The organism is Streptomyces sp. NBC_01198, assembly GCF_036010485.1.
GTDB lineage: Bacteria > Actinomycetota > Actinomycetes > Streptomycetales > Streptomycetaceae > Actinacidiphila.
Genome location: NZ_CP108568.1, coordinates 180,492 through 205,532, shown reverse-complemented (window position 1 = coordinate 205,532; position 25,041 = coordinate 180,492). Strand labels below are relative to the sequence as shown.

Sequence of the window (25,041 nt, the reverse complement as noted above, 5' to 3'; positions counted from 1 at the left end):
GTGACCCGCCCGCCGTTCTCGCCCTCGCCCGTGCGCGGGCCGTTGCCCGGCGGCGAGCTCAGCCGGTGATGAGGTCGAACTGCTCCCAGCCGCCCGCGGTCGCCCGGTTGGCGATCAGCGCTGCCGCGCCGGCGTTCTCCGCGGTCACGTACAGCCCATTGATCTGCGCCTTGAGGCTGACGGTGCCGTTGGAGTTGTGCACCAGCTGGAAGGTCTCCCAGGCGCCCGCGGACGTCCGGTTGGCGATCAGCGGGGACGCCCCGGCGTTGTCGGCGCAGACGATGAGGCTGTTGGCGTGGGCGCGCAGCGCGACGTTGCCGCCCCCCTGGTCGAGCAGGTCGAACTGCTCCCACGGCCCCACCGAGGTGCGGCTGGCGATCAGCGGGGAGGCGCCGCCGGCGTCCGCGGTGACGTACTGGCCGTTGGCGCGGGCCCGGAAGCTGACCACCGTGGTGGGTCCGCCGGACGAGCCCGCGGTCGGTTTGGTCGGCCTGGTGGCGGTGAGGGCGATCTGGCCTTTGAGCATGCGGCCGCCGTCGCCTGTGAGGCGGAGGTAGTAGTCGGCGGAGCAGGCGGTGCCGTCCTCGTCCAGGGCGAGGAAGCCGGAGTTGGTGGGGACCCAGGCCTGGGACTCGGCGGTCTTGGCGATCTGGTTGCCCTCGTTGTACTCGTCGAACATGGAGATGTAGATGCCCTGCACGCCGGCCCGGCACATGTTGTAGAACTGCCGCCACATGAAGTCGCCGTGGGCGCGCTGGCGCAAGGTGACCGCGCCGGGCAGCACGCAGGGCTGGTAGTCGATGCCGTGCGCGGCGCACTCGGCCAGGTCCGGCACCGTCGCGACGTTGTAGAAGTTGTCGGCGTCGCCGGCGTTCCCGATCCTGCCGACCATCCACGGCGAGAGCATGTGGAAGGCGTGGTAGACGTCGGAGAAGCCCGGACGCGAGTCCCGGTCCCCGGTACGCCACCACGTCGGCACCCCGCCGATGACGTAGCAGCCCTGCCCCTTGAACCAGTTCACCACGTCCAGACACGCCGCCGCGGAGAACGGCCGCTGGTTGTCGGCGAACCCGAAGCCCCAGATGCACACCACCGGCTTCCCGTTCTGCGTGGCATACGCCGACGAGGCGGTGTACGCCTTCATCTTGTTCGTCCAGTCCGCCTTGATGTCGGACTGCATGTTCGTCCAGTCCGACACGTCGTACATGATGTAGAACTTCCGCCCGTGCGACTCCGCCGCACTACGGACCTTCGCCGTCATCGCATCCCGGGTCGGGCCCTCACCACCGGTGGGGTTGAACCGCTGCAGCGCCGCGGTGTCGATACCGTTCTGCTGCATCCACAGGAAATGCGTGTCCACCGTCTGCTGGTCGTACGAGGAGAACAACGTCGCCGGCTGACCGTTGCCCAACGCCGCATAACCCGTCTGATACGTCCGCGTGTAGTCCCGCACATCCGGCCACGCCACGATCCCGGTGTTCGACGGCGACGGCGCCTGACCCCCGTTCGCACTCCAATGCCACCACGCATTGATCGGCGCACCATCACCGATCGCCGCGAACCACCCCTGATACCCCACCGTGACCTTGCCGACCACATCACCGGGCCCGCTGGCCGCCGACGCGGTGGGGGCGGCGCTCAGCGTGCCCAGGGCCGCTGCGGCGGCTCCGCCTGCCGCGGTGCCGATGAACGTACGACGCGAAACTGACATGGCTGTCTCCGAACGGTGGCGCACGACACGATCGGCCGGGCGCGACGGTGGACTGAGCGCACGGAACCTGCTGCTTCAAGCTTCAACTTCAACAGGTGAACCCAGTGCCCCGCGCGCGGCCGTGACACATCGCGCCACGGCCGCGGTGGAATCCGCTTGTTTCGGGCTGACTTGCGGTGGGGGGAGGTGCGCGCAGTCCCATGACACGCACCACGCTGAGCACTTCCGAAAGCGCGGTTTCAGGTACGCAGGGATTCAACTGCTGAAACAAACATCCCGTCAAGGGTCCAGACCAGATCAGTGAATTGTCCGCAAAGCGTAGCATTCACGGGACGGTTACCGTCGTTGCGCCCTGTGCAATGCCGCCCAAAGATCGGATGAGTCCATTCACGACTTGTCGGACCGAGCGGTCAGGCGGCGTTCAGCAGCGCCACCTCCTCCTCGGTGAGCCGCAGCTCCCCGGCAGCCACGTTCTCCGCCAGGTGGTCCGGGTCGCCGGTACCCGGGATGGCCAGCACGTGCGGGCCCTGCTGGAGCGTCCAGGCCAGCCTGACCTGCGCTCCGGACACCCCGTGTGCTGCGGCGACCGCCGCGATCTGCGCGCTGCTGTCGGCGGTCGCGCCGACTTCCCGGCCCTTGCCGGCGATCGAGTAGAACGGCACGAAGGCGATGCCCAGTTCGCCGCACTCGCGCAGCACCTGCGCGCTGCGCTCCCGGTCGTCGAGGCCGAACAGATTCTGCACGCACACCACCGGCGCCACGGCCCGCGCGTCGGCGAGCTGTGCGCTGGTGACGTTGGAGACGCCCAGATGCCGGATCAGCCCGGCCGTCCGCAGCTCGGCCAGCGCGCCGAAGTGCTCGGAGAGCTCCGTGGTCGGCATGACGCGCAGGTTGACCAGGTCCAAGTGATCGCGGCCGAGCTGCCGCAGATTCTCCTCGACCTGGCCGCGCAGCTGGTCGGGCCTGGCCAGCGGGAGCCACTCGCCCGACGGATCCCTGCCGGGTCCGACCTTGGTGGCGATCACCAGTTCGTCGGGGTAGGGCGCGAGCGCCCGGCCGATGAGCTCGTTCGCCGAGCGCAGCGAGGAGAAGTAGAAGGCGGCGGTGTCGATGTGGTTGACGCCCAGTTCGACCGCCCGGCGCAGCACCCCGAGCACCCGCTCGCGGTCACTCGGCGCGCCGAGGTGGAAGGCGGAACTGCCTGTCAGGCGCATGGCGCCGAAGCCGATACGGTTCACCCTCAGATCGCCGAGCTGCCAGCTGCCGGCTGCCGCGGCGGTGATGGTCCGTGAGGCCATGGATGATCGATTCCTCTCGTAGCGGAGACCGGAGTATCACCCGTCGCCCGCCGCACCGGGAATGCCCTGCTGGCCAGGGAATTGTCACAGCGGAAACGGGAACGATGGCGCGGCGCCGGGAGTTGATCCAGTACCGGACACGGCGACCGCGGCCGGTCGCCTGCGCAGCACGGTTTTTCCGGTTCGCCCCGATACGCTCGCTGATGTGACGACGACCCAGCAGCTCAGCGGCCGTGGCCCGGCTCCGCGCCTCAAGGGCCGCGCCAGGATGGCGCCGGTCCTGCTGACGGTGGTGCTGGGCGTGGTGGCCGTCGCCACGCCCACGGACTTCGCCTTCAGCCGGCTGCTGCCCGCCGCCCCCGCGCTGGCCGCCTCGATGTGGTCGGTCGGCGCGACCGTGGGCCTCGGCGTGCTGGCCCTGGTGCTGGTGATCGCCGTCTAAGCGGCCTACCACCAGCCAGGCGCCGAGACCCGCAACCGGTCCGGCGAGTTCTTCCCGCTGCCGGCCTGGCTGCGGGGGCAGGACGCGGTCGCGCCGCGCCGCGCCGGCTGCTCGACCTGCTGCACGAGCAGCTGCTGCGCCACAGCGGCGGCGGCCCCGACGACGACATCGCCGCGCTCGTCGTCAGGGTGGAGGCCGTCGGCGCCGGCGCCGCCTGACCGGCGGGCCCGCGCGCTTCCCGGCAGCCGGCGGTGCCGCCCGCTTCCCTGAGCCCCCGTGCGCGCGTCTTGGCGGAAGGCGAGGGATGCTGGAAGGGAGCCGATATCGGGAGGCATGTGCCATGCCGAATATGGGAGTCGCCGTCGTGCGGCAGTACGAGCGCGGGGTGGTGTTCCGGCTCGGGCGGCTGCGCGGGGTGCGCAAGCCGGGATTCCACTTCATGGTCCCGCTGTCCGACCGGATGATGAAGGTCAGCATGCGTACGGTCACCATGCCGGTGCCGTCACAGCAGGTGATCACCGAGGACAATGTGTCGATCGGCGTGGCCGCCGTGGCGTACTTCCGCCGGGTGGACGCGGTGAAGTCGATCGTGGAGATCGAGAACGTCGCCCAGGCGGTCGGCCAGATCGCCCAGACCACCGTCCGTAACATCGTCGGCCGGTCGATGCTGGACAAGGTGCTGACCGACACGCAGACGCTGAATCTGGCGATCCGCGAGATCCTGGACAGCATCACCGAGCAGTGGGGCGTGCAGGTCTTCCTCGTGGAGCTCAAGGACATCGAGCTGCCGACGAGCATGCAGCGGGCGATGGCCCGGCAGGCCGAGGCCGAGCGGGAGAAGCGGGCCAAGATCATCGCCGCCGAGGGCGAGGCGCTGAGCGCCGGACGGCTCGCCGAGGCAGCCGACGTCATCGCCGACCACCCGGTCGCCCTGCAGCTGCGGAATCTGCAGATCCTGGCGGAGATCGCCGCGGAGAAGAACAGCACCATCGTCTTCCCGTCGCAGCTGCTGGACAGCGCCAAGGCGGTCACCGAGTCCGTCACGAACCCGGGCCGCCCGGCCGCGGACCACGGCGCCGGCTCGCCGCGGATCGACCCGGCCGCCGAACCCCGCGCCGTCGACGGCACGCCGGAGAACCCGCCGGAGATCGACACGGGGGACTGATCCCCGCCGGTCCCCGGCGGCCTCGCCCGGCCCGCTGCCGTGGCGGCGGGCGGCAGCGCGGTGCCGCCGCCCGCCGGACCCTCACAGCGACCGCAGGATGTCCTCCACCCGCTCCTTCGCGTCACCGAAGAGCATCTGGCTGTTCTCCCGGAAGAACAGCGGGTTCTGCACCCCGGCGTAACCGGGGTTCATGGACCGCTTGAAGACGATGACGTTCTCCGCCTCCCACACCCGCAGCACCGGCATACCGGCGATCGGGCTGCCAGGGTCGTCGATGGCGGCCGGGTTGACCGTGTCGTTCGCCCCGATGACCAGCACCACCGTGGTCGCCGCCAGGTCGTCGTTGATCTCGTCCATTTCCAGCACGATGTCGTACGGCACCTTCGCCTCGGCCAGCAGCACGTTCATGTGGCCGGGCAGCCGGCCCGCGACCGGGTGGATGCCGAAGCGCACCTCCACCCCGCGCTCGCGCAGCCTGCGCGTCAGATCGGCCACCGGATACTGCGCCTGCGCCACCGCCATGCCGTAGCCGGGGGTGATGACCACCGACGAGGCGTCCCGCAGCAGCTTCGCGGTGTCCTCGGCGTTGATCTCCCGGTGGTCGCCGTACTCGGTGGTGTCGGCGGGGCCGGCCTCGATGCCGAAGCCGCCGGCGATCACCGAGAGGAACGACCGGTTCATCGCGGTGCACATGATGTACGACAGGTAGGCACCCGAGGACCCGACCAGCGCGCCGGTCACGATCAGCAGGTTGTTGTTCAGCAGGAAGCCCGAGGCGGCGGCCGCCCACCCGGAGTAGCTGTTCAGCATCGAGACGACGACCGGCATGTCCCCGCCGCCGATCGACGCCACCAGGTGCAGTCCGAGGGCCAGCGCCACCGCGGTCACCGCGATCAGCAGCCACAGGTGCGGCGAGACGATGAAGGCGACGGTCAGCCCGGCGAAGGCCGCCAGGGCGCCCAGGTTGATGGCGTTGCGGCCCGGCAGCATCAGCGGGCTCGACTTGATCCGCGCCGACAGCTTGAGGAAGGCGATGATCGACCCGGTGAAGGTCACCGCCCCGATGAAGACGCCGATGAAGACCTCGGCGTGGTGGATGCGCAGCAGGTCGGAGGCGATCTCGTGCTGCGCCGCGCCCTTGGCCTCGACGTCGAGGTAGCCGTCCCAGCCGACGAGGACCGCGGCAAGGCCGACGAAGCTGTGCAGTATCGCGATGAGTTCCGGCATGCCGGTCATCTCGACCCGGCGGGCCCGCCACAGGCCGATACCGGCGCCGATGACCATCGCCCCCACCAGCAGCCCGATCCCGGTCGCCGCGATGCTGCGGGACGCCAGACCGATGGTCGCGGCCAGTGCGATGGCCATGCCGCCGATCCCGTAGGCGACCCCGGAGCGGGACGTCTCGTGCCGGGACAGCCCGGCGAGGCTGAGGATGAACAGCAGGGCGGCGACGAGGTAGGCCGCCTGTGCGGCAGTCGATGCAGTCATGGCGGCTCAGTCCTTCGCGAACATGCTGAGCATGCGCCGGGTCACGGCGAAGCCGCCGAAGATGTTGATGGACGCCAGCAGCACCGCCACGAACGACAGCACCGTCACCGCGGTGTGCGCGTGCCCGATCTGCAGCAGCGCGCCGACCACGATGATCCCGGAGATCGCGTTGGTCACCGACATCAGCGGGGTGTGCAGGGCGTGGTGCACATGGCCGATCACGTAGTAGCCGATGACGATCGCCAGCACGAAGACCGTCAGGTTGCCGATCAACTGCTCGGGGGCGTAACCCGTCGCCACGAACAGCACGGCGGCGCCCAGTCCGACCAGCGCGTACCTGCGGCCCGGTGAGGGCGCCCTGCGGGCCGCCGCCGGGGCGGGCGGTGGCGGGGCGGCGGCGGCCGGCGGCGCGGCGGACACCTGGACCGGCGGTGGCGGCCAGGTCTTCGCGCCGTCCCGCACCACCGTCACCGAGCGCTGCACCACGTCGTCGAAGTCCAGCACCAGCCGCCCGTCCTTGCCCGGGGTCAGCAGCTTGAGCAGATTCACCAGGTTGGTGCTGTACAGCTGGGAGGCCTGCGCGGGCAGCCGGGACGCCAGGTCGGTGTAGCCGATGATCGACACCTGGTTGGCGGTGACCACCACCTCGCCGGGTACCGTGCCGGCCACGTTGCCGCCCTGGGCGGCGGCCATGTCGACGATCACGCTGCCCGGCCGCATGCTGGCGACCATCTCCTCGGTGATCAGCAGCGGCGCGGGGCGGCCGGGGATCAGCGCGGTGGTGATGATGATGTCCACCTCGGGGGCCTGCCGGGCGTAGAGCGCGGCGGCCAGGCTGCTGTAGTCCTCCGACATCTCCTTGGCGTAACCGGTCGCGCTCACCTCCGCCTCGGCCGACTCCACCGGCAGGTACTCCCCGCCCAGCGACTTGACCTGGTCGGCGACCTCCGGCCGCGGGTCGGTGGCCCGTACGATCGCCCCCAGGCTGCCCGCCGCGCCGATCGCCGCGAGGCCGGCCACTCCGGCGCCGGCCACCAGCACCCTCGCCGGGGGCACCTTGCCGGCCGCGGTGACCTGGCCGGTGAAGAACCGCCCGAAGGCGTGCGCGGCCTCCACCACGGCCCGGTAGCCGGCGATGTTGGCCATCGAGCTCAGCACGTCGAGCGACTGCGCGCGGGAGATCCGCGGTACCGCGTCCATCGCGAGCGCGGTGACCGGGCGGGCCGCGAGCGCGTCGAGCAGGTCGGGGTTCTGTGCCGGGGCGAGCAGCGAGATCAGCGTCGAGCCGTCCGCCAGCAGCGCGATCTCCGCCGCCGAGGGCGCGTTGACCGCCAGGACGACGTCGGCGCCCCACACTTCTGTCCGGCTCCCGATGTCCGCGCCGGCGTCGCGGTAGGCCTCGTCGGTCAGGCTCGCCCCGAGGCCCGCGCCGGCCTCGACCACCACCTGGTACCCCAGGTCACGCAGTCGCGCGACGGTCACCGGGGTGGCCGCCACCCGCGTCTCCCCGGCCCGTGACTCGGCCACGACGCCCACTCGTTGCCCCGACTGACTCATCATGGGTCCTCTCTGGTCGGCGAACCACCTCGGATGAGGCGAATAACGGGAAGGTAGCCGCAGTTCGCAAGGCTGTGCGCCTACGAAACCGACAGTGCCCGCGCGCCGCCCCCTCCCGGCGCCCGGAAAGCACCCACGCGTCCCGCTGTGCCCTCCCGCCGGCCCCGTGCCGCGCCGGCTCCTCGTGACTCGCCCCCCGGTCGGGCACCTCCCGTGCGGCGGGGCCGAAGGTCAGCCGCGGCGGCGGGCGTTGAGGCGGGCGGCCTGCCGGGTGAGGTGGTCGCGCTCCGCGAGGTTCTGCGCCTTCAGCGCCGCCTCGGCGTAGAGCCGTGCCGCCGTCGCCGGATCGCCGTCGCGCTCGTGGAGGTACGCGGCCACCGCGGCGTGGCGGGGCAGCGAGTCGTCCAGCTCGGCGAGCGCGGCCAGACCCGCGCGCGGGCCGTCGGCCTCGCCGACCGCGACCGCGCGGTTGAGCCGCACGACCGGGCTGCCGGTCAGGCGTACGAGCTCGTTGTACCACCCGAGGATCTGCGTCCAGTCGGTCTCCTCGGCGGCCGGCGCGTCGGCGTGCAGCGCCGCGATGGCGGCCTGGGCCTGGAATTCGCCCAGCCGGTCTCGGGCGAGGGCCGCCTGCAGGATCGCCACGCCCTCGGCGATCGACGCGGTGTCCCACCGGGCGCGGTCCTGCTCGGCGAGCGGCACCAGGCCGCCGTCGGACGCGCTACGGGCGTCGCGCCGGGCGTGGTGGAGCAGCATGAGGGCCAGCAGCCCCGCCACTTCGGGGTGGTCGATGGCGGCCGCGAGCTGCCGGGTGAGCCGGACGGCCTCGGCGGCGAGGTCGACGTCGCCGGAGTAGCCCTCGTTGAAGACCAGGTAGAGCACGCGCAGCACGGTGGCGACGTCGCCGGGCTGGTCGAACCGCACGCCGGAGACCGTGCGCTTGGCCCGGCTGATCCGCTGCGCCATGGTCGCCTCGGGGATCAGGTACGCGTGGGCGATCTGGCGGGTGGTCAGCCCGCCGACAGCGCGCAGCGTCAACGCGACCGCGGACGACGGCGTCAGCGACGGGTGGGCGCACAGGAAGTACAGGTGGAGCGTGTCGTCCAGTCCCGGCGCGGGCCCCGGCGCCGGCTGATCGTCGACCAGCTCCTCCCGCCGGCGGCGGGCCGCGTCCGACCGCGTCGCGTCGAGGAACCGGCGCCAGGCCACGGTGACCAGCCAGCCCTGCGGGTCCCGCGGCCGGCCGCCCGGCCAGCCGCGGACCGCCTCGACCAGCGCCTCCTGAACGGCGTCCTCGGCCGCCGCGAAGCCGGCTCCGCGGCGGACGAGGATCCCGAGCACGCTCGGCGTGAGGCTCCGCAGGAGCGCCTCGTCCAGCTCGCCGGTCACTCGGTGATGGTGTGGGACGCGCCCAGGAACAGCCGCAGTTCGAGCCACTCGTGGATCGGCTTCCCGCCCGCCCCGGGGGCGGCGGACAGCTCTCCGGCGAGCTCGACCGCGCGCTGGTGGCTGTCGACGTCGATCACGATCCAGCCGGCGATGAGGTCCTTGGTCTCGGCGAACGGGCCGTCGGTGACCGGCGGACGCCCCTCGCCGTCGTAGCGGACGAACATCCCCTCCGGGCCGAGCGCCTGGTTGTCGACCAGCTCGCCGGTCTCCTCCAGCCGGTCCGCGAAGTCGTTCACATACTGCACATGGGCCGAGATCTCCTCCTGCGACCACCGGTCCATGGGCACGTCGTTGACCGGGGCCGGGGCGCCGCGGTAGTGCTTGAGCAGCAGGTACTTCGCCATGGGATTGCTCCTCGGTGCTGGTGCGGCCCATCGTGGCCGCGTCCACCCCTGGGACGGAGCCGGCCACGCGATCTCGACATCGGCGCCCCGGCCGGTCAGGCCGGGTCGTCCTGGTGCAGGGCGACGGCCTGCAGGGCGGCGCGGAAGCCGGGCGTGTCGGCTGCGGCGAGCGGGGCCAGGAAGCGCCGTTCCGCCGCGTCGCTCGCCGCGGTCGCGCGCCGCAGGACGTCCTCGCCCTTCGCCGTCAGGACGACGACGTTGCGGCGCCGGTCGTCGGGGTCCGGGCGGCGGGCCACCAGCTCCTTGCCCTCCAGGGTGTCGAGGAAGGCGACCATCGTGGTCCGGTCCACGCCGAGCCGGCCCGCGGCCTGCTGCTGGGAGGCCGCCTCCTGGCCGGCGAGCACCAGCAGCACCGCGAGCTCGCGCCCGCTGATGCCGAACGGCGCGAGTGCTTCCGCGTGCAGCTCGGTCAGTCGCAGCTGCGCGTGCTTGAGGAGATGGCCGAGCCGGGTGTTCAGCTCCGGGGCTGTGTTGGACACCGGAGGATTCTACAGCTAGCGTGAACGTCAGTGGAGCTGATGTTCTCTACAGCTGACGATCAGGTCGAGGACGCATACGGGTCCCGCGCCGGCCGTCCCCCACCGACACCCGCGACGGAGAACCTGGATGATCCTCATCACCGGCGGCCTGGGCTTCATCGGCTCGCACACCGCCCGCGCCCTGCTCGACCTCGGCGAATCCTGCGTGCTGCTGCAGCGGCGTACGGTCACCTCGCTGCCCGCCGCCCTCGCCGCCGAGCACGGCACGCGGCTCTTCGTCGAGCAGGGCGACCTCGCCGACCTCGACCGGCTGCGCGACATCGGCGCCCGGCACCGTGTCACGGGCATCGTCCACCTCGCCGGGTCCGTCCCGTGGCCGCTTGGCGCCGGCGACCCGGTGGACGCCGCCCGCGCGGCCCTCGACACCCTCTTCGCCGTCGTCAAGGCGGCGGCCGAGTGGAAGGTCGCGCGGGTCGTGGTGGCCGGCACCATCGGCGTCTACGCCGGGGCCGAGACCGGCCCCGGCGCGGCGGGCGGCCCGCTCGGCGAGGACCTGCCGCTGCCGATGACGAGCGGCCACGTCATTCCGGCGTTCAAGAAGATCGGCGAGCTGCTCGCCGACCACCTCACCGCGGCGACCGGCGTCGAGCTGGTCAACGCGCGCATATCCGCCGCATGGGGCCCGCTCGGCCGCCCGGCGTCGGTCTTCGTCGCCGCACCCCAGCTCGTCCACGCGGCCGCCCGCGGCACCGCGCCCGACCTGTCCGCGCTCTACGTCCCCGCGTACGCCGGCCACGGCACCGACCTGATCTACGCCAAGGACTGCGGCCGCGCTCTGGCCCTGCTCCAGCAGGCCCCCCGGCTGGCCCACCGCACCTACAACGTCGCCTCGGGCCGCGTCACCACCAACGCCGACATCCTCGCCGCGCTGTCCGCCCTCGCCCCCGCCGCCCCGGTCGAGCTCCCTCCTGGCCGGGCCCCGCAGGCGCCCGCGGACATCTGCCTGGACATCACCCGGCTGCGCCAGGACACCGGTTACGCCCCCGCGTACGGCACCGCCCGTGCCGTCGCCGACTACCTCGGCTGGCTTCGCGCGGGCAACGCCCGCTGACCGCCCCGCCACCGGCGCCGCGCCGGCTCAGCCGCCGAACCTGCCCAGTGCCGCGACGGTCAGGGCCTCCACGCCGGTGGTCAGGGTGGGCTGGACCACGGGTGCGAAGTCGGGGGAGTGGTTGCTGGGCAGCTGGTCGTGGCGGCCCTCCTCGAAGGCCGTCACCACGGTCGCGGCGTCCAGGCCGCCCCAGAACCAGAAGACCGTCGGCACCCCCGCCGCCTCGCCGAACAGGCCGACGTCCTCGCTCGCCGCGATCGGCGGCAGGGGCAGCATCCGCTCCTGCCCGAAGTGCCCGGCCAGGTCGGCGATCACCGCCCGGGTCGCGTCCACGTCACTGACCAGCACCGGCGCGGCCGGCTTCCAGCTGATCACCGGCGGCCTGGGCGAACCGCTCACCGCCGCCTCGCCGTTGACGATCCGCTCGACCGCGTCGATCACCAGCCGCCGCACCTGCGGGGTGTACGAGCGCACGCTGATGCCCAGCTGGGCGGTGTCCGGGATGATGTTCTCCTTCGCCCCGGCCTGCAGCCGGCCCACCGTCACCACCGCGGTCTCGGCCGGCGGCACCTCCCGCGCCACGATGCCCTGCAGGCGCACGACCACCGACGCGGCGAGCAGCACCGGGTCGACGGTCGCCTCGGGGCGCGAGCCGTGGCCGCCGCGGCCGAAGAGCTCCACGTCGGCGAAGTCGGCCGCGGCCATCACCGTGCCCTCGCGGTACCCGATCATGCCGGCCGGCAACGGCCCGACGTGCTGGCCGAGCACGACGTCGGGCCGCGGGAACCGCTCGAAGAGCCCGTCCTCGATCATCGCGCGGGCGCCCGCGACCAGCTCCTCGGCGGGCTGGAAGACCGCCAGCACGGTGCCCGACCAGTGCGCCCGCAGCCGGGCGAGCAGCGCCGTCGCCCCGGCCAGGCAGGCCACGTGCATGTCGTGCCCGCAGGCGTGCGCGACCGGCACGCTCGCGCCGTCCGGACCGGGCGCGTACACCTCGGACGCGTACGGCAGCCCGGTGTCCTCGCGCACCGGCAGCGCGTCCATGTCGGCCCGCAGCATCACCACGGGACCGTCGCCGTTGCGCAGCACCCCGACCACCCCGGTGCCGCCGACGTCCTGCGTCACCTCGTAGCCGGCGACGGTCAGCGCCTCCGCGGCCTTCGCGGCGGTGCGGTGCTCGTGTCCCGACAGTTCTGGATGCCGGTGCAGACCCTCGTACAGCGATTCGAGTCCCGGCAGGAGCTCGGTCGGCCACGCGTCGTCGGGCAGCGCCATCGGGTCACCTTCCACTGTGCCGTGCCGGTCCGGCCGGGACCGGGTGCGGCCCATTCGACCACGCCGGTGCCGGGCGGGCGCCGGGCGCGGGCAGGTCAGTGCTTGGCGGCGACGTCGAAGAGGAAGTAGAGGTAGGCGGCCAGCAGATGGGCGACCACCACGTAGACGAGCACCCGGGTGATCACCCCGCGCTGCTTGCGCTTCTCGCTGCCGTTGGTGGTGGGGACGACGACCGGGGGGAGCGGGCGGGGGTCGTGCGGGGTGCTGTCGGTGGTCATGTCCGGTCTCCTCGTGGGGTGACGGTACGGTGCGCCGCGGGGAGCGCGGCGGTGGTGCGGGAGGACGGCTCGCCGATGCACAGTGCGGACGTCTCGCTCTGCATCAGGGTGTGCAGGAACAGCACGTCGGCGCCCGAGCCGCCGCCGGCGGCGAGCCGGTGCGGCACCAGCGAGTCGAAGTGCGCGGAGTCGCCGGGGGCGAGGGTGTGTGTGCGCTCGCCGAGCGTCAGGTCGAGCGTGCCGCCGGTGACGTACAGCCACTCCTCGCCGGCGTGCACCCGCACCAGCGCGCGCTGCGTCCCGGCGGGGATGTGCAGCCGCAGCGCCTGCATGGCGCGCCCGTTGCCGCCGGCCCGCCAGTAGGTCCATCCGCCGGCCGGCACCGCGGCGGCGTCGGCGCCGCGTACGATGGGGTCGGGTTCGCCCGTGGTCTCGCCGAGCAGGTCCGAGACCGTGGTCCCGTACATCCGGGCGAGCCCGAGCAGCACCGGGAGCGAGGGCTGACGCAGTCCGGACTCCAGCCGCGACAGATGCGCCGCGGACAGGCCGACCCGGTTCGCCGCGCTCTCCAGCGTGAGCCCGGCCGCCTGCCGCAGGTCCCGCAGCCGCGGGGCGAGGACGAGGTCGTCACCGGGGGTCGCGGTCGGCTGGTGATCGGTGTCTGCCATGAGTCCATGGAACAGCAGTTGTGCCTGAGAGGCAAAGAATTTGCCCCTCGGGCAAATCCGCATGCCTACGGGCGCCGGACTGCTGCGCCGAAGCGGCGTGCGGCCAGGAGTGCGCGCCGGGCGGACGCTCCCGCACGCTGCTTCCGCTGATGCGGCCGAACCGGATTGAATGGGGTCATTCCGGCCGTCAGCAGGGAGCCACCCATGAGCGACCGCCCCACCGCACCGGTGGTCTTCGACGCGCCCTTCAGCGACCGCACCGCCTGGGCGGTCGGCCGCACCTCCGCCTATCCCGAGGACGGTCGGAACCCCGGCGACAACAAGCTCGACGTGATCGGCCCCGGCTACGGCCCCACCGCCGACGGGGTCTTCACCGCCCGCCGGGCGCGCGGCGGAAGCTGGCACACCGCGCTGGTCTCCACCGAATACGCCCCCGGCGGCTTCGAACTGCTGCCGGACGACGAGCTGACCGCGACCTGCGTCGTCCACGACGTGCAGGGCGCCTGGCCCGCGCTGTGGACCTGGGGGCGCGACTCCGGCAGCCGCCCGCAGCCCGGGCACGGCGAGGTGGACGCCTTCGAGTACCACCCCACCAACCCCGGCCTGCTGGAGCTGACCAACCACGTCCGCCCGGCCGCCCACTACGCCGAGGACGCCGTCACCGCGGGGCGCCCGTTCGTCCTGCGGGTGGTCTTCGGCACCACCAGCGTCGCGTGGTACGTCGACGGCCGGCTGCTCTTCGCCGACCACCTGGGCGTCGGCCCGCGCTGGCGGGCCTGGCCGGTGGTCTGCATCAGTGTCTCGGCCGGGCAGTACGGCCATCTGGCGCCGCGTCCCGGCACCGACGAGCTGCACTGGCAGTGCACCGCCCTGACCGTGCGCCGCGCCGCCGGAGGCAGTGGCAGAGGAGATCCGGATCGTCCGGCATGATCGCGCGCGGACGGGGCATGTGCGCCAGAGTGACCTCTGGGCACCAGGGGCTCTCTCCCATGGGCATGAATCGGATGAATCGGAGTCGGTGCGATGACCGGGCGGCAGCCGGCGCAGAGGGACCAGCACGCGGCCGGCGGGACGGACCCGTCCCGCGGCGGCGCGGACGTGGCGCGCGGTGCCCCCTGCTGGGTCAGCCTGACCGCGCGGGATCTTGCCGCCGCCGAGAAGTTCTACGGCACCGTCCTCGGCTGGGAGTTCCGCTCGACGACGCTCGGTGAGCGGTTCGCCGTCGCGGAGACCGACGGCCGGCCCATCGCCACCATCGGCGCGGTCGCCGGCGACATGCAGGTCGCGGTGGTGTGGACACCGTTCTTCGCGGTCACCCAGGCCGACGAGGCGACCGCCAGGATCAGGGAGCGCAGCGCCACCGTGGCGCTCGGCCCGGTGTCCTTCGCCTCCGGCCGCGCCGCGCTCGCCGCCGACCGGGACGGCGCGGTCTTCGGCGTGTGGGACGGCCTGCTGCCCGGCGGCTGGCAGTCCTGGCACGACCGCGGCCCGGTCGTGGTACGCCTGCGCACCAGGGACGCCTTCGAGTCGGCCATCTTCTACGGCGGTGTCCTGCAGTGGGCCGACGAGGACGACGGCTGCTGCAGCGTGGCCTACGAGTACGAGCGCGCCGAGGTCGTCGTCCACAACCGCGGCGAGGTGGTGGCCAGGATCTCCTCCGGCGCGGTCGAGGCGGCGCCCGATCCGACGATCCGCCCGCACTGGGCCGTCCACTTCGCGGTCGACGACGTGCCGGCGCGGATCGAGGCCGCCCGCGAGCTGGGCGCCGCGGTGCTCGCCAGCGGTAAAGGCCCGACCGGACCGTGGGCCGATCTGCGCGACCCGGACGGCGGCCTGTTCACGGTGTTCGCCCGCTAGGACGTGTCCGGCACACCCCGCCATGCGGCGCGACAGCCTGCCCGGGCGGCCTCAACCGAGCGAACGGTCGTGCCGAAAGTTCGGCCGCTGCTTCCCGCAGAGCCCCCGGACGGCGCCGGGCGGACGTGAGGTCAGCCGGCGGCCGGCAGCAGCGACGGATCGGTCGCCGCGTCCCGCAGCCGGCTCAGGATGCCGTCGGCCGCCATGCGGTAGCCGGTGTCGTCCCCGTGCAGCACCGACTCCCCGTTGGCCAGCTCCAGCAGCGCGCAGATCTCGAAGACCAGCTGCCGCCTGTCGAGGTCCCGCCGTGCCTCGCCCACCTGCTGGGCCTCCCGGAGGGTCTGCTCCAGCAGGGAGGACCAGTTCTTGCGCGTCGCCGCGACGGTGTCGTGCAGTCGCCCCGGACGCGCGTCGTACTCGGCGGCGGCCGAGGAGAAGAAGCAGCCCCCCGGGAAGACCCTGGCCTGCGAATACACCAGCCAGCCGGAGCACAGCCGCCACAGCCGGTCCATGCCGTGCGGCAGCTCGTGGACCGGGTGGACGACGTGTTCGAGGAAGATCCCGATGGCCGCGCGCACGGTGGCCAGCTGCAGGTCCTCCTTCGACCCGAACAGCGCGAAGACCCCGCTCTTGCTGAGCCCCAGGTCGGCCGCGAGCCGCCCGACCGTCAGCCCGTCGAGGCCGTCGACCGAGGCGACCGAGACGGCCCGCGCCAGCACCAGCCGCCGCGTCTCGTCACCCCGCGCGACCCGGCCGTCGGTACGGGTGCCCGCCCTGCCGGTCGTCGTCATGGGAAGCCTCCAGTGCGTCACAGGTCCGCTGCGCCCAGCCTACGCGACTGACCGGACGACCGTGCTGTTTGTCGGCCGGGCAGGGGAATGCGGAGCCGGCCAGGAGCGTTGACCACGGCGGACGGAGAAGGAACCCAGAACGATGACGGAAAGAGGTGGATCCATGGCCCGCAGCGAACTTCGCCCCGTCGTGAAGCTCCGCTCCACCGCCGGCACCGGTCACACCTACGTGACCCGCAAGAACCGGCGCAACGACCCCGACCGGCTGACGCTGCTCAAGTACGACCCCGTCGCCCGCCGGCACGTGCTCTTCCGCGAAGAGCGCTGACGCCCGGCCGCACGGCACAGCACGCCGGTCCCCGCGCCCACCACCACGAAAGGACCTCCATGAAGCACGACATCCACCCCACGTCCCGCCCGGTGGTCTACCGCGACAAGGCCGGCGACTTCGCCTTCCTGACCCGCTCCACCGCGACGTCGGACCGCAGCGTCGTCTGGACGGACGGCAACACCTACCCCGTCATCGACGTGGAGATCTCCTCGGCCAGCCACCCGTTCTACACGGGCAAGGCACGCGAGCTGGACACCGCGGGCCGGGTCGAGCGCTTCCGCCAGCGCTACGGCCGTAACGCCGGCTGACGCGGGACTCCTTCCGCACACTTCGGGCCGCGCCCCCGCGAGGGGGCGCGGCCCGCTCTTCGCTGGATCGGGTGATCCTCGGAGTGCGGCGGCGGTTCGCCACCGCGTCCCGGTGCGGCGTGAGTAGCGTCGTCGGCCTGGAGAGTGTTTCCTGCAGCTGCGGTGGACAGTGCCTTCGACCAGCCCCATCCACCCACGCCGGGGGCACTCTCCTGCTTCTTGCTGCTGCCTCCCGGCCGCGCCGGTCAGCGCAGGCGGATGTGCTTCGCGCTGATCCACGCCCGGCGCAGCCGCCCTCGCAGGGCGCCGTCGGTGTTCGGGGCGAGGCGCAGGCCGGTCGAGGCGGCGATGTGGTCGGCCACGCCGGGGACGCCGAGCCGGTCGGTCCACACCTGCTCGGCGAATTCCGGCCCGGCCAGCCGCTCCAGGCACAGGTCCAGCTTGCCGACGGCGAAGCTCTCCCGCCGCAGGGGCGCGTCCTTCCCCGCGACGGCCTGCACGAGGTGCCCGACACCCCGCTCCCGCAGCCGCTTCACGACCGTCGAGCGCTCGGCGAGCAACGCGAAGTGCCGCACATCATGCCCGCGTTCTCGCAGCCGGCCCACGGTCTCCCGGAAGTACACCGGCTCGACCACGGTCATCGGCACGATCACCGTCCCCCGATGCCCGCTCGCGGCGAGGTCAAGCACCTCGTATACGCCTTCCCGCCACGCCCGCAGATCCTGGAAGTCGCTGCGCAGCGCCGGCGGCAGCGTCCGGTGCAGGCCGAAGCCGACGTGTTCCGGGTCGCACACCACGCTGCCGTCCAGCCGCCGGGCCAGCTCGAAGGCGGTCGCGGTCTTGCCGCCGCCGAACGGTCCGTTGATCCACACCAGCATGCGCCGACCCTACGCGCCCGCCGGTGCCGTGTCCGTGGCGCCGTTCCAGGTGATCCGCAGAGATTCAGCCGCCCGGTCGCGGGCCGTCAGAAGACCGGCTCGCCGATGCCGAGCAGATTCCCCTCGCTGTCGCGGAACCAGGCGCCGCGCTCACCGCGCGCACCCTTGCTGGGGTAGTTCCCCTCGATCTCGGCGATGCCGCCCTCCGTGCGGAAGCCGGGCGCGTCGACCTCCTCGAAGACCACGCCGCGCCGCTTGAGCGCGGCGACGGCCGCCTCGATGTCGGCGACCTCCAACGCCATCTGGGTGAAGGTGCCGGGCGAGGTCCCCGTCGACTGGAACAGCACGAAGTCGGCGCCCTCACAGCGGTACAGCAGCCCGCCGGGCCGTTCGTCCACGGGATCGAGGCCCAGCCGCTCCGAGTAGAAGCGCCGTGCACGCTCCAGGTCCTGGGCCGGAAGCCTGGCCGCCACGCGTACCCGGCCCAGAACCTCCCCGTCGTCTGCGTCCATGCGCCCACTATGACGTGGCCAGCGGCGTTCTCCCTGCGCCTGGCTCGGCAGGCAGTACGTGTCGTGGATCTCCTGCCCGTACGGCAGGCTCTCCGGGACGTCCACGATGCGGGTCCGCGCACCGGCTCAGAGTGCGAGATGCATGATGTGCAGTCCCACATAGCCCAGTCCGGGATGCCGGAAACCCTCCGGCAGGGTGCCGATCACCTCGAAGCCGAGCGACCGGTAGAGCCGCACGGCGTGCACGTTCGACTCCACGACCGCGTTGAACTGCATGGCGCGGTATCCCGCCGCCCGCGCCCAGTCCACCGAGTACGCGCACAGCGCCCGTCCCACGCCCTGCCCGGAGTGCGCCGGGTCGACCATGTAGCTGGCGCTCGCGATGTGCGAGCCGTTGCCCATGTGGTTGCGGTTCATCTTCGCCGTGCCCAGCACCGTACCCGCCTCGTCCACCGCGACGACCGTACGGTGCGGTGCCGGCAGCAGCCACCACTCGCGACCCTGGTCCTCGGTCAGGTCCGCGGGGTAGGTGAAGGTCTCGCCCGCGGTGACGATGCGGTGGAAGAACGGCCAGATGGCGGGCCAGTCCGCCGCGGTGGCTTCTCTGATCAGCATGCGGACAGGATGCCCGCGGCGGACCCCCGTCTCCACTGGTTATCGCTGCCGCGGGCACGCCCGTCCGGCCCGCGCCGGCGAAAACCAGGTGCGCGCGGGCGTTGCTGTTGGCAGGCTGCGCCGGTGAACCACGAACAGCTGTCCCGGATCGCCCACGCCACCCACCCGATCAAGGCCCCTCTCGACGATGCGTCGGTGCGCCTGTTGCTGGAGAAGGCACTGCCCCGCGGTGACGAACGGGTCCTCGACCTCGGGTGCGGCGGCGGCGAATGGCTGCTGCGCGCCCTGGCCATGAGCCCGCGGGTGCGCGCCGAGGGCGTGGACGTCTCCGACGAGGCGATGTCCCAGGCCCGCGCGGCGGCGACCGGCCGCGGCCTCGGGCAGCGGCTGGTGCTGCACCAGCAGGACGCTGCGGGGTTCGCCGCCGCCCAGCCCTTCGACCTGGTGCTCAGCGTCGGGGCGGCGCACGCGTTCGGCGGGCTGCTCCCGACCCTCGCCGCGGCCCGGCGCCACCTGGCCCCCGGCGGGCACGTCCTGGTCGGCGACGGGTTCTGGGACCGTACGCCGTCCCCCGATGCGGTGGAGGTGCTGGGCGACTTCGCGGACCTGGCCACCACCGTGGACCGCGTCGTCGCCGACGGATGGACGCCGGTGTTCGGACACGTCAGCACCCGCGGGGAGCTGGACGACTACGAATGGGCCTGCTGGGGCACGCTCGCCGGCTGGGCGCTGGACCACCCCGAGCACCCGGCCGCCCCTGAGGTACTGGCCACGGCCGGCACCCGCCGCTCCGAATGGCTGCGCGCCTACCGCGACACCTTCGGTTTCGTCACCCTCGTGCTGCGCCGGACCCGAGACCGCCTCTGACCAGCGCGTCGGTGGCCCCGCGGGCGTTGCGACCGGGCATAGGCTGCCGCCGTGGACGACACGACGCACGGCATACGGATCAGACCCGGCGGCCTTGCCGACGCGCCGGCCACCCTGGGCATGCTCGACCGGGCGGTGGTCTGGATGAACGACCGGGGCAACACCGAGCAGTGGGGCACGACGCCGTATTCGCGGCAGCCGGGCGGGGTCGCGCGCGTCGAGCGCTATCTGACCGAGAACGCCCCCTTCATCGCCGAACTGGACGGCACCCCCGTCGGCACTCTGGTGCTGGACTCCGGGCCCAGCCCGCAGGTGCCGATCCCGCCGGCCGACGAGCCGGAGCGGTACGTCCGGCTGCTGGTCTCCGACCGGCGCTACGCGGGCCGGGGCGTCGGGGCGGCGCTGCTGGCCCACGCGGCCGAGGAGACCCGGCGGGCGGGGGTCGGGCTGCTGCGGGTGGACTGCTGGGCGGGCGGCGACGGCGACCTCGTGGCCTTCTACCGGCGCAACGGCTTCACCCCCACCGACCGTTTCCTGGCAGGCTCCTGGCCCGGCCAGGTGCTCGCCCGGCGGGTCAGCTGACCACCGACGCCCACCCCACCCGCCGTCGCCTCCTGCGCTCACCCGCCCCGCGCTCACCCGACCCGCAGCACCACCTTGCCGCGGGTGTGACCCGCCTCGACCTGGCGGTGGGCGGCGGCGACCTGGTCGAGCGGGTAGCCGGTGACGCTGGGCAGGTCGAGGTCGCCGGTGCGGCACCACTCGGCCAGCTGCCGAAGTCCCGGTGTGGTGCGCCCGCCCACACGCTGGAAGCCGTACGTCTCGGCGGCCGCGGTGTCGATCGTGGTCCCGATACGCCGCCGGTCGGCGACCAGCGCCAGCGACACCGCGGTGGCGTCACCGCCGACCGCGTCGAGGGCCGCGTCGACGCCGCCGGGCGCCAGCTCGCGCACCCGGTCCACCAGGCCGGGGCCGTACGCCACCGGGACGGCGCCGAGCGAGCGCAGGTAGTCGTGGTTGCGCTCGCTCGCGGTGCCGATGACGGCGGCACCCCGCAGCCGGGCGATCTGGACGGCGACGGTTCCGACACCGCCCGCGGCGGCGTGCACGAGCAGGGTCTCGCCCGCCGTGACGCCGCCGATCTGCTCCAGCGCGGTGTACGCGGTCTGGCCGACAGCCGGCAGTCCGCCGGCGGCGTCCCAGCCCAGTGGCGCGGGCTTGCCGACGGCGTCCGCCGCCTCGACGACGACCAGCTCCGCGTAGCACTGCCCCGTCGCCGAGCCGAACACCTCGTCGCCAACGGCGAATCCGCCGACACCCTCGCCGACCTGGTCGACGGGGCCGGCGTACTCGTTGCCCAGGCGCAGCGGGAAGGACGCCGAGGCGGTCGCGGAGAAGTACCCGGCGCGCTGCTTGGTGTCGACCGGGTTGACGCCCGCGGTGCGTACCCGCACCCGCAGTTGGCCGGGCCCCGCGACGGGCGCGGGCACCTCGGTGAGCCGCAGGACCTCGGGACCGCCGTACTCCTCGATCACCACAGCGCGCATGCGCCACTCCTCATCTCTCGTTCCCGCCCGCTGCCGGGCGGGTCTGCGCCGCCTTGTCACGGCTGATCGCCCAAATGCCCGCCCGGCAGCCGCTATTCCCGCAGCGCGCCCGCACCGTACGGCGCCGGCGCCGCCGCTCAGGCCGAGCCGGCCCGGGCGCCGAAGCGGAGGCCGTCCACCAGCAGCGCGATCATGCGCCCTGTGTGGCCGCTGCCGTCCTCCGGAGCCGGGACGGTGAGGTTGCCGATGGCCCGCAGCAGGTCCCACGGGTCGGTGTCCGCGCGGATGTCGCCGGCGCGCGCCGCGGCGTCGAGCAGTGCCGCAAGGACCGGCTCGAAGCGCTCCCTGAAGTAGGCGGGCAGGCTGTCGTAGGCCGGGTCGCCGGAGTGCAGGGCGGCGCTGAGCCCGCGCTTGGTGGCGATGAAGCCCGCGAACCGCTGCAGCCATCCGATGAGCGCGTCGAGCGGCCCGTACTGCCCGGCGAGGGCGGGCGCGGCGGCCGCGCAGGCGTCGACCTCGTGGCGGAAGACCGCCGCGATGAGGTCGGAGCGCTGCGGGAAGTGCCGGTAGAGGGTTCCCGCGCCGACCCCGGCCCTGGCGGTTATCTGCCGTACGGGGGCGTCCACGCCGGCGTCGGCGAAGACCTCGGCGGCCGCGGTGAGCAGGGCGTCGATGCTGCGCTGCGCGTCGGCGCGCACGGGCTGGCGGGGGTGCTCCGCACTGGTCGCCATGTCGTGCACGGGTATCCCTCCTTGCTAAGCGGAACGTCGTTCCGTATCGTGGCTGTCAGTGGAACGCTGTTCCGTTTATCGAGCCTATCGCGGAGCAGCCGGGATCCCCACCGATGAGGAGCACCGTGAAGTACCGCACGCTGGGCCGGACCGGCATCAAGGTCAGCCCCTTCTGCCTGGGCGCGATGATGTTCGGCGCCCAGGGCAACCCCGACCACGACGACTGCGTACGCATCGTGCACAAGGCGCTGGACGCGGGCATCAACTTCGTCGACACCGCCGACGTCTACTCGCAGGGCGAGTCCGAGGAGATCGTCGGCAAGGCACTCAAGGGCCGCCGCGACAACGTCGTGCTGGCCACCAAGGCGCATCTGCCGATGGGGGACGACCCCAACCAGCGCGGCAACTCGCGGCGCTGGCTGGTGCGCGCACTGGACGACTCGCTGCGCCGGTTGCGGACCGACCACGTCGACCTGTTCCAGATCCACCGGCCCGCACCGGACACCGACGTGGAGGAGACCCTCTCCGCCCTCACCGACCTGGTGCGCGCGGGCAAGGTCAGGACGATCGGCTCCTCCACCTTCCCGGCCTCGGACATCGTCGAGGCCCAGTGGGTCGCAGAGCGCCGCGGCCTGCACCGCTTCCGTACCGAGCAGCCGCCGTACTCGATCCTGGACCGCGGCATCGAGACCGAGGTGCTGCCGGTCAGCGAGCGCTACGGCATGGGCACCCTGGTCTGGAGCCCCCTCGCGGGCGGCCTGCTCACCGGGCGCTACCGCAAGGGCCGGCCGGCCGACACCCACCGGGCCGGCTTCGGTTTCGCCCACATGAGCGACGAGCGCAGGCTCGACGCCGTCGAACAGCTCATCCCGCTGGCCCGGGACGCCGGGATGCCGCTGACCCACATGGCGATGGCGTTCGTGATCGCCCACCCCGGGGTCACGTCCGCGATCATCGGTCCGCGCACCATGGCCCACTTCGACGACCTGCTGGCCGGCGCGGAGGTCACCCTCACCGACGACGTGCTGGACGCGATCGACGCGATAGCGCCGCCGGGTTCCGACACCGGCAGGATGGACATGGCCTACACCTCGCCCGCCCTCGCGCAGCCCGCGCTCCGCCGCCGCCCCGCCCCCGACCGCTCCGCGGCCTGACCCGGCCGGACGGCGGCGACCGGACCAGGGGCCACCGCCGTCCGCGGGGCTACCGCCGGGTGCGGACCAGCAGATAGAGGAAGTAGGGCGCCCCGACGACGGCGGTCATGAGCCCGGCGCCGAGCTGCGCCGGGGCGATGACCGTGCGGCCGAGCAGGTCGGCGGCGCAGACCAGCGTCGCGCCGAGCAGCATCGCCGTCGGGGCGACCCGCACGTGCCGCCGCCCGACGAGCGCGCGCGCCGCGTGCGGGGCGACGAGTCCGACGAAGCCGATCGTGCCCGCGGCGGCCACCGCGGTGGCGCTGAGCAGCACGCTCACCGCCAGCAGGCCCAGCCGGGCCGGCGCGAGGCGCAGCCCGAGCAGCCGGGGGGTGTCGTCGTCCAGGCAGACCAGGTCGAGTTCCCGGCGGCGGACCATGGCGAAGCCGGTCCCGACGGCCAGCACGGCCGCGACCGGCAGCACGTCCGGCAGCGTCCGCCCGTAGGTCGAACCGGACAGCCAGGTCAGCGCCTTCGTGGCGTTGAACGGGTCGGTGAGGACGATCAGCAGGCTGATGAGGGCCGTGGTCCCGGCCGAGGCGCCCACGCCGACGAGCACGAGGCGGTTCTGCCGGAAGCCGCCGCGGGCCGCGAGCCCGAAGACCAGGGCCGCGGTGGCCGACGCCCCGGCGAAGGCCGCGCCCGCCACGCTCCACGAACCGGCGGCCGGCACGGTGGTGACGAGCAGTACGGCCCCCAGCCCGGCCCCGCCGGAGACGCCGAGGACACCGGGATCCGCGAGCGGGTTGCGGGTCACGGCCTGCACGAGCGTCCCGGCCAGCGCGAGCGCCGCCCCGGCGAGCAGCGCGGCGAGCACCCGCGGCACCCGGGTGTCGAGGACGAAGGTGACGACATGGTCGCCGCGCCCCTGCGCCCAGTTCACCACGTCGCCGAGCAGCAGCCGGGTGTCGCCGAGCAGCACCGCGGCGGTCACCACGCCGACGAGCACCGCCGTCAGGACGGCGACGGTGACGGCGTACGCCGCCCGGCCTGGGATACGCGACCGGTCGGGTGCGGCGGACGCCCCGGGGTCCTGGGTGCGCAGTGCCATGACGACGAGGAACACCGCGCCGACGGCGCTGGTGATCACCCCGGTCGGCACCGCGACCGCGGACTCGGCGCTCACAACAGCCCGCAGCAGGACGTCGGAGCCGAGCACCAGCGCCGCGCCGACCAGGCCGGCGAAGGGCATGGCCGCCCGCGCCCGGGTGAAGCCGCGCAACCGGCCGGCCAGTGGCCGGCCGAGTGCCGGCGCGCACAGGCCCACGAAGCCGATCGGACCGGCCAGCGACACCGCGGCGGCCGAGAGCAGCGAGGCGAGCACGACGACGGTGACCCGGGTGCCCCGCACCGGCACGCCGAGCCCGCGGGCCGCGTCGTCGCCCAGCGTGAGGGCGTCGACGCGGCCGGCGAGAAGCAGCAGCCCGGCCAGCGCGAGCAGCACGACCGGCGCCATCTGCGCGACGCCGTCGAAGCCGTTCTGGCTGACGCTGCCCTGGCTCCACTGGTAGAGGCCGTTGGTCTGCTCGGGGAAGAGCAGGAGCAGCGCGTCGGTGACCGAGCCCAGTCCCAGCGCGAGTGCGCTGCCGGCCAGTACGAGCCGCACCGTCCCCGTACCCAGCCCGGACAGCCCGAGGACGACGGCCGCCGCCGCGAGGCCGCTGGCGAACGCGACGCCGGAGGAGGCGAGCAGCGGCATGGACGCACCGGTGACGGTGAGCAGTCCCAGCGCGAGATACGAACCGGCGTTCACCGCGAGCGTGTCGGGTGCGGCCAGCACGTTCCGGCTCACCGCCTGCAAGGCGGCGCCCGCGGCGCCGAGGGCGACGCCGACCAGCACGGCGGCGGCCGCCCTCGGCAGCCGCGAGGCGATCACCACGGAGGCGTCGCCCGGGTCGGCGTGGCCGGTGACCGCCTTCCACACCTGGGTCGCGCCGACCGCGGCCGTTCCCTGGGTGATGTCGACGACGGCGAGCGCTGCGACCAGCAGGACCAGCGCCGCCGTCACCGCGGCCGCGCCCGCCGAGGGCGTGGCCACGGACCGGCGTTCGGAAGCGGGCGCGAGCGGTGGTGTGGTGACGGCCAT

At 73.2% G+C, this 25,041-nt stretch carries 28 protein-coding genes; 10 read left to right on the top strand and 18 right to left on the bottom strand.

The genetic code is table 11. The features are described from left to right. Window positions 1–58: 58 nt before the first annotated feature. Complete coding sequence (locus OG702_RS01050; RefSeq protein WP_327286917.1) at window positions 59–1,711, bottom strand: xylosidase; 1,653 nt, start codon at window positions 1,709–1,711, stop codon at window positions 59–61. A 410-nt stretch (window positions 1,712–2,121) separates the two neighbouring features. Next, entirely contained in the window at window positions 2,122–3,009 is an 888-nt protein-coding gene (locus OG702_RS01045; protein ID WP_327286916.1) for an aldo/keto reductase, read from the bottom strand. A gap of 205 nt (window positions 3,010–3,214) precedes the next feature. Between OG702_RS01045 and OG702_RS01040 the strand changes: the two genes are divergently transcribed. Then, on the top strand, window positions 3,215–3,451 hold the full coding sequence (locus OG702_RS01040) for a hypothetical protein (RefSeq protein WP_327286915.1): 237 nt from the start codon (window positions 3,215–3,217) through the stop codon (window positions 3,449–3,451). Between the two features lie 5 nt (window positions 3,452–3,456). On the opposite strand, the gene OG702_RS01035 is transcribed toward OG702_RS01040, so the two are convergent. Then, window positions 3,457–3,786 carry a hypothetical protein gene (locus OG702_RS01035; protein WP_327286914.1) on the bottom strand — a complete coding sequence of 110 codons (330 nt, stop codon included), beginning with the start codon at window positions 3,784–3,786 and terminating at the stop codon, window positions 3,457–3,459. Between the two features lie 5 nt (window positions 3,787–3,791). Between OG702_RS01035 and OG702_RS01030 the strand changes: the two genes are divergently transcribed. Next, entirely contained in the window at window positions 3,792–4,616 is an 825-nt protein-coding gene (locus OG702_RS01030) for a slipin family protein (protein ID WP_327286913.1), read from the top strand. A gap of 81 nt (window positions 4,617–4,697) precedes the next feature. Here OG702_RS01030 and pntB read toward each other — a convergent pair whose 3' ends face one another. From pntB to OG702_RS01005, 5 genes are all read right to left on the bottom strand, one after another. Further along, window positions 4,698–6,104 carry a Re/Si-specific NAD(P)(+) transhydrogenase subunit beta gene (gene pntB / locus OG702_RS01025; protein ID WP_327286912.1) on the bottom strand — a complete coding sequence of 469 codons (1,407 nt, stop codon included), beginning with the start codon at window positions 6,102–6,104 and terminating at the stop codon, window positions 4,698–4,700. A gap of 6 nt (window positions 6,105–6,110) precedes the next feature. Further along, window positions 6,111–7,664 carry a Re/Si-specific NAD(P)(+) transhydrogenase subunit alpha gene (locus OG702_RS01020; RefSeq protein ID WP_442814269.1) on the bottom strand — a complete coding sequence of 518 codons (1,554 nt, stop codon included), beginning with the start codon at window positions 7,662–7,664 and terminating at the stop codon, window positions 6,111–6,113. A 228-nt stretch (window positions 7,665–7,892) separates the two neighbouring features. After that, window positions 7,893–9,038, bottom strand: coding sequence for an RNA polymerase sigma factor (locus OG702_RS01015; protein ID WP_327293045.1), 1,146 nt, complete (start codon window positions 9,036–9,038; stop codon window positions 7,893–7,895). An 8-nt stretch (window positions 9,039–9,046) separates the two neighbouring features. Beyond that, entirely contained in the window at window positions 9,047–9,454 is a 408-nt protein-coding gene (locus OG702_RS01010) for a YciI family protein (protein WP_327286911.1), read from the bottom strand. A gap of 95 nt (window positions 9,455–9,549) precedes the next feature. After that, window positions 9,550–9,993: a MarR family winged helix-turn-helix transcriptional regulator gene (locus OG702_RS01005; protein ID WP_327286910.1), complete on the bottom strand. Its 444-nt coding sequence runs from the start codon at window positions 9,991–9,993 to the stop codon at window positions 9,550–9,552. A 127-nt stretch (window positions 9,994–10,120) separates the two neighbouring features. On the opposite strand from OG702_RS01005, the gene OG702_RS01000 reads away from it, so the two are divergent. Beyond that, window positions 10,121–11,104 (top strand): NAD-dependent epimerase/dehydratase family protein, encoded by a 984-nt coding sequence (locus OG702_RS01000; protein WP_327286909.1) that lies wholly within the window; start codon window positions 10,121–10,123, stop codon window positions 11,102–11,104. A 27-nt stretch (window positions 11,105–11,131) separates the two neighbouring features. On the opposite strand, the gene OG702_RS00995 is transcribed toward OG702_RS01000, so the two are convergent. From OG702_RS00995 to OG702_RS00985, 3 genes are all read right to left on the bottom strand, one after another. After that, window positions 11,132–12,379 carry an amidohydrolase gene (locus OG702_RS00995; protein WP_327286908.1) on the bottom strand — a complete coding sequence of 416 codons (1,248 nt, stop codon included), beginning with the start codon at window positions 12,377–12,379 and terminating at the stop codon, window positions 11,132–11,134. A 95-nt stretch (window positions 12,380–12,474) separates the two neighbouring features. Continuing rightward, a complete protein-coding gene (locus tag OG702_RS00990; RefSeq protein WP_327286907.1) occupies window positions 12,475–12,657 on the bottom strand; it encodes a DUF6126 family protein in 183 nt (60 codons plus the stop codon). Next, entirely contained in the window at window positions 12,654–13,325 is a 672-nt protein-coding gene (locus OG702_RS00985) for a helix-turn-helix domain-containing protein (RefSeq protein WP_327286906.1), read from the bottom strand. The genes OG702_RS00990 and OG702_RS00985 overlap by 4 nt, the downstream gene beginning before the upstream one ends. Before the next feature lie 204 nt (window positions 13,326–13,529). Here OG702_RS00985 and OG702_RS00980 point away from each other — a divergent pair, with 204 nt between their 5' ends. Next, on the top strand, window positions 13,530–14,255 hold the full coding sequence (locus OG702_RS00980; RefSeq protein WP_327286905.1) for a beta-glucanase: 726 nt from the start codon (window positions 13,530–13,532) through the stop codon (window positions 14,253–14,255). Window positions 14,256–14,348: 93 nt separating this feature from the next. After that, on the top strand, window positions 14,349–15,182 hold the full coding sequence (locus tag OG702_RS00975) for a VOC family protein (RefSeq protein WP_327286904.1): 834 nt from the start codon (window positions 14,349–14,351) through the stop codon (window positions 15,180–15,182). 131 nt (window positions 15,183–15,313) lie between these two features. Here the strand turns inward: OG702_RS00975 and OG702_RS00970 are convergent, their stop codons facing one another. Beyond that, complete coding sequence (locus tag OG702_RS00970; RefSeq protein ID WP_327286903.1) at window positions 15,314–15,973, bottom strand: TetR/AcrR family transcriptional regulator; 660 nt, start codon at window positions 15,971–15,973, stop codon at window positions 15,314–15,316. Between the two features lie 163 nt (window positions 15,974–16,136). Here OG702_RS00970 and rpmG point away from each other — a divergent pair, with 163 nt between their 5' ends. Beyond that, window positions 16,137–16,301, top strand: coding sequence for a 50S ribosomal protein L33 (gene rpmG, locus OG702_RS00965; RefSeq protein ID WP_033171982.1), 165 nt, complete (start codon window positions 16,137–16,139; stop codon window positions 16,299–16,301). A 59-nt stretch (window positions 16,302–16,360) separates the two neighbouring features. Beyond that, window positions 16,361–16,612, top strand: coding sequence for a type B 50S ribosomal protein L31 (locus tag OG702_RS00960; protein WP_327286902.1), 252 nt, complete (start codon window positions 16,361–16,363; stop codon window positions 16,610–16,612). 245 nt (window positions 16,613–16,857) lie between these two features. On the opposite strand, the gene OG702_RS00955 is transcribed toward OG702_RS00960, so the two are convergent. From OG702_RS00955 to OG702_RS00945, 3 genes are all read right to left on the bottom strand, one after another. After that, window positions 16,858–17,490, bottom strand: a complete 633-nt coding sequence (locus OG702_RS00955) for an AAA family ATPase (protein WP_327286901.1) — start codon at window positions 17,488–17,490, stop codon at window positions 16,858–16,860. Window positions 17,491–17,576: 86 nt separating this feature from the next. Next, window positions 17,577–18,002: a VOC family protein gene (locus OG702_RS00950; protein ID WP_327286900.1), complete on the bottom strand. Its 426-nt coding sequence runs from the start codon at window positions 18,000–18,002 to the stop codon at window positions 17,577–17,579. Between the two features lie 126 nt (window positions 18,003–18,128). Further along, window positions 18,129–18,617 carry a GNAT family N-acetyltransferase gene (locus OG702_RS00945; protein WP_327286899.1) on the bottom strand — a complete coding sequence of 163 codons (489 nt, stop codon included), beginning with the start codon at window positions 18,615–18,617 and terminating at the stop codon, window positions 18,129–18,131. A gap of 123 nt (window positions 18,618–18,740) precedes the next feature. Between OG702_RS00945 and OG702_RS00940 the strand changes: the two genes are divergently transcribed. Next, window positions 18,741–19,484, top strand: coding sequence for an SAM-dependent methyltransferase (locus OG702_RS00940; protein WP_327286898.1), 744 nt, complete (start codon window positions 18,741–18,743; stop codon window positions 19,482–19,484). A 51-nt stretch (window positions 19,485–19,535) separates the two neighbouring features. Continuing rightward, complete coding sequence (locus OG702_RS00935; RefSeq protein ID WP_327286897.1) at window positions 19,536–20,066, top strand: GNAT family N-acetyltransferase; 531 nt, start codon at window positions 19,536–19,538, stop codon at window positions 20,064–20,066. Window positions 20,067–20,119: 53 nt separating this feature from the next. On the opposite strand, the gene OG702_RS00930 is transcribed toward OG702_RS00935, so the two are convergent. After that, window positions 20,120–21,031: an NADP-dependent oxidoreductase gene (locus tag OG702_RS00930; protein ID WP_327286896.1), complete on the bottom strand. Its 912-nt coding sequence runs from the start codon at window positions 21,029–21,031 to the stop codon at window positions 20,120–20,122. Window positions 21,032–21,168: 137 nt separating this feature from the next. Next, complete coding sequence (locus OG702_RS00925; protein ID WP_327293044.1) at window positions 21,169–21,762, bottom strand: TetR/AcrR family transcriptional regulator; 594 nt, start codon at window positions 21,760–21,762, stop codon at window positions 21,169–21,171. Between the two features lie 125 nt (window positions 21,763–21,887). Here OG702_RS00925 and OG702_RS00920 point away from each other — a divergent pair, with 125 nt between their 5' ends. Then, complete coding sequence (locus OG702_RS00920; RefSeq protein ID WP_327293043.1) at window positions 21,888–22,916, top strand: aldo/keto reductase; 1,029 nt, start codon at window positions 21,888–21,890, stop codon at window positions 22,914–22,916. A gap of 49 nt (window positions 22,917–22,965) precedes the next feature. On the opposite strand, the gene OG702_RS00915 is transcribed toward OG702_RS00920, so the two are convergent. Continuing rightward, entirely contained in the window at window positions 22,966–25,041 is a 2,076-nt protein-coding gene (locus tag OG702_RS00915; RefSeq protein ID WP_327286894.1) for an iron ABC transporter permease, read from the bottom strand.

Bases quoted from the DNA above. Each gene is read 5' to 3' on its own strand.
- OG702_RS00995 (WP_327286908.1), bottom strand. From the start codon at position 12,379: ATGGCGCTGCCCGACGACGCGTGGCCGACCGAGCTCCTGCCGGGACTC.
- OG702_RS00945 (WP_327286899.1), bottom strand. From the start codon at position 18,617: ATGCTGATCAGAGAAGCCACCGCGGCGGACTGGCCCGCCATCTGGCCG.
- OG702_RS01045 (WP_327286916.1), bottom strand. From the start codon at position 3,009: ATGGCCTCACGGACCATCACCGCCGCGGCAGCCGGCAGCTGGCAGCTC.
- OG702_RS01035 (WP_327286914.1), bottom strand. From the start codon at position 3,786: ATGCCTCCCGATATCGGCTCCCTTCCAGCATCCCTCGCCTTCCGCCAA.
- pntB (WP_327286912.1), bottom strand. From the start codon at position 6,104: ATGACTGCATCGACTGCCGCACAGGCGGCCTACCTCGTCGCCGCCCTG.
- OG702_RS01050 (WP_327286917.1), bottom strand. From the start codon at position 1,711: ATGTCAGTTTCGCGTCGTACGTTCATCGGCACCGCGGCAGGCGGAGCC.
- OG702_RS01020 (WP_442814269.1), bottom strand. From the start codon at position 7,664: ATGATGAGTCAGTCGGGGCAACGAGTGGGCGTCGTGGCCGAGTCACGG.
- rpmG (WP_033171982.1), top strand. From the start codon at position 16,137: ATGGCCCGCAGCGAACTTCGCCCCGTCGTGAAGCTCCGCTCCACCGCC.
- OG702_RS00915 (WP_327286894.1), bottom strand. From the start codon at position 25,041: ATGGCCGTCACCACACCACCGCTCGCGCCCGCTTCCGAACGCCGGTCC.
- OG702_RS01000 (WP_327286909.1), top strand. From the start codon at position 10,121: ATGATCCTCATCACCGGCGGCCTGGGCTTCATCGGCTCGCACACCGCC.
- OG702_RS00930 (WP_327286896.1), bottom strand. From the start codon at position 21,031: ATGCGCGCTGTGGTGATCGAGGAGTACGGCGGTCCCGAGGTCCTGCGG.
- OG702_RS00925 (WP_327293044.1), bottom strand. From the start codon at position 21,762: ATGGCGACCAGTGCGGAGCACCCCCGCCAGCCCGTGCGCGCCGACGCG.
- OG702_RS00950 (WP_327286900.1), bottom strand. From the start codon at position 18,002: ATGGACGCAGACGACGGGGAGGTTCTGGGCCGGGTACGCGTGGCGGCC.
- OG702_RS00985 (WP_327286906.1), bottom strand. From the start codon at position 13,325: ATGGCAGACACCGATCACCAGCCGACCGCGACCCCCGGTGACGACCTC.
- OG702_RS00975 (WP_327286904.1), top strand. From the start codon at position 14,349: ATGACCGGGCGGCAGCCGGCGCAGAGGGACCAGCACGCGGCCGGCGGG.
- OG702_RS01010 (WP_327286911.1), bottom strand. From the start codon at position 9,454: ATGGCGAAGTACCTGCTGCTCAAGCACTACCGCGGCGCCCCGGCCCCG.
- OG702_RS00960 (WP_327286902.1), top strand. From the start codon at position 16,361: ATGAAGCACGACATCCACCCCACGTCCCGCCCGGTGGTCTACCGCGAC.
- OG702_RS00955 (WP_327286901.1), bottom strand. From the start codon at position 17,490: ATGCTGGTGTGGATCAACGGACCGTTCGGCGGCGGCAAGACCGCGACC.
- OG702_RS01030 (WP_327286913.1), top strand. From the start codon at position 3,792: ATGCCGAATATGGGAGTCGCCGTCGTGCGGCAGTACGAGCGCGGGGTG.
- OG702_RS00980 (WP_327286905.1), top strand. From the start codon at position 13,530: ATGAGCGACCGCCCCACCGCACCGGTGGTCTTCGACGCGCCCTTCAGC.
- OG702_RS00990 (WP_327286907.1), bottom strand. From the start codon at position 12,657: ATGACCACCGACAGCACCCCGCACGACCCCCGCCCGCTCCCCCCGGTC.
- OG702_RS00970 (WP_327286903.1), bottom strand. From the start codon at position 15,973: ATGACGACGACCGGCAGGGCGGGCACCCGTACCGACGGCCGGGTCGCG.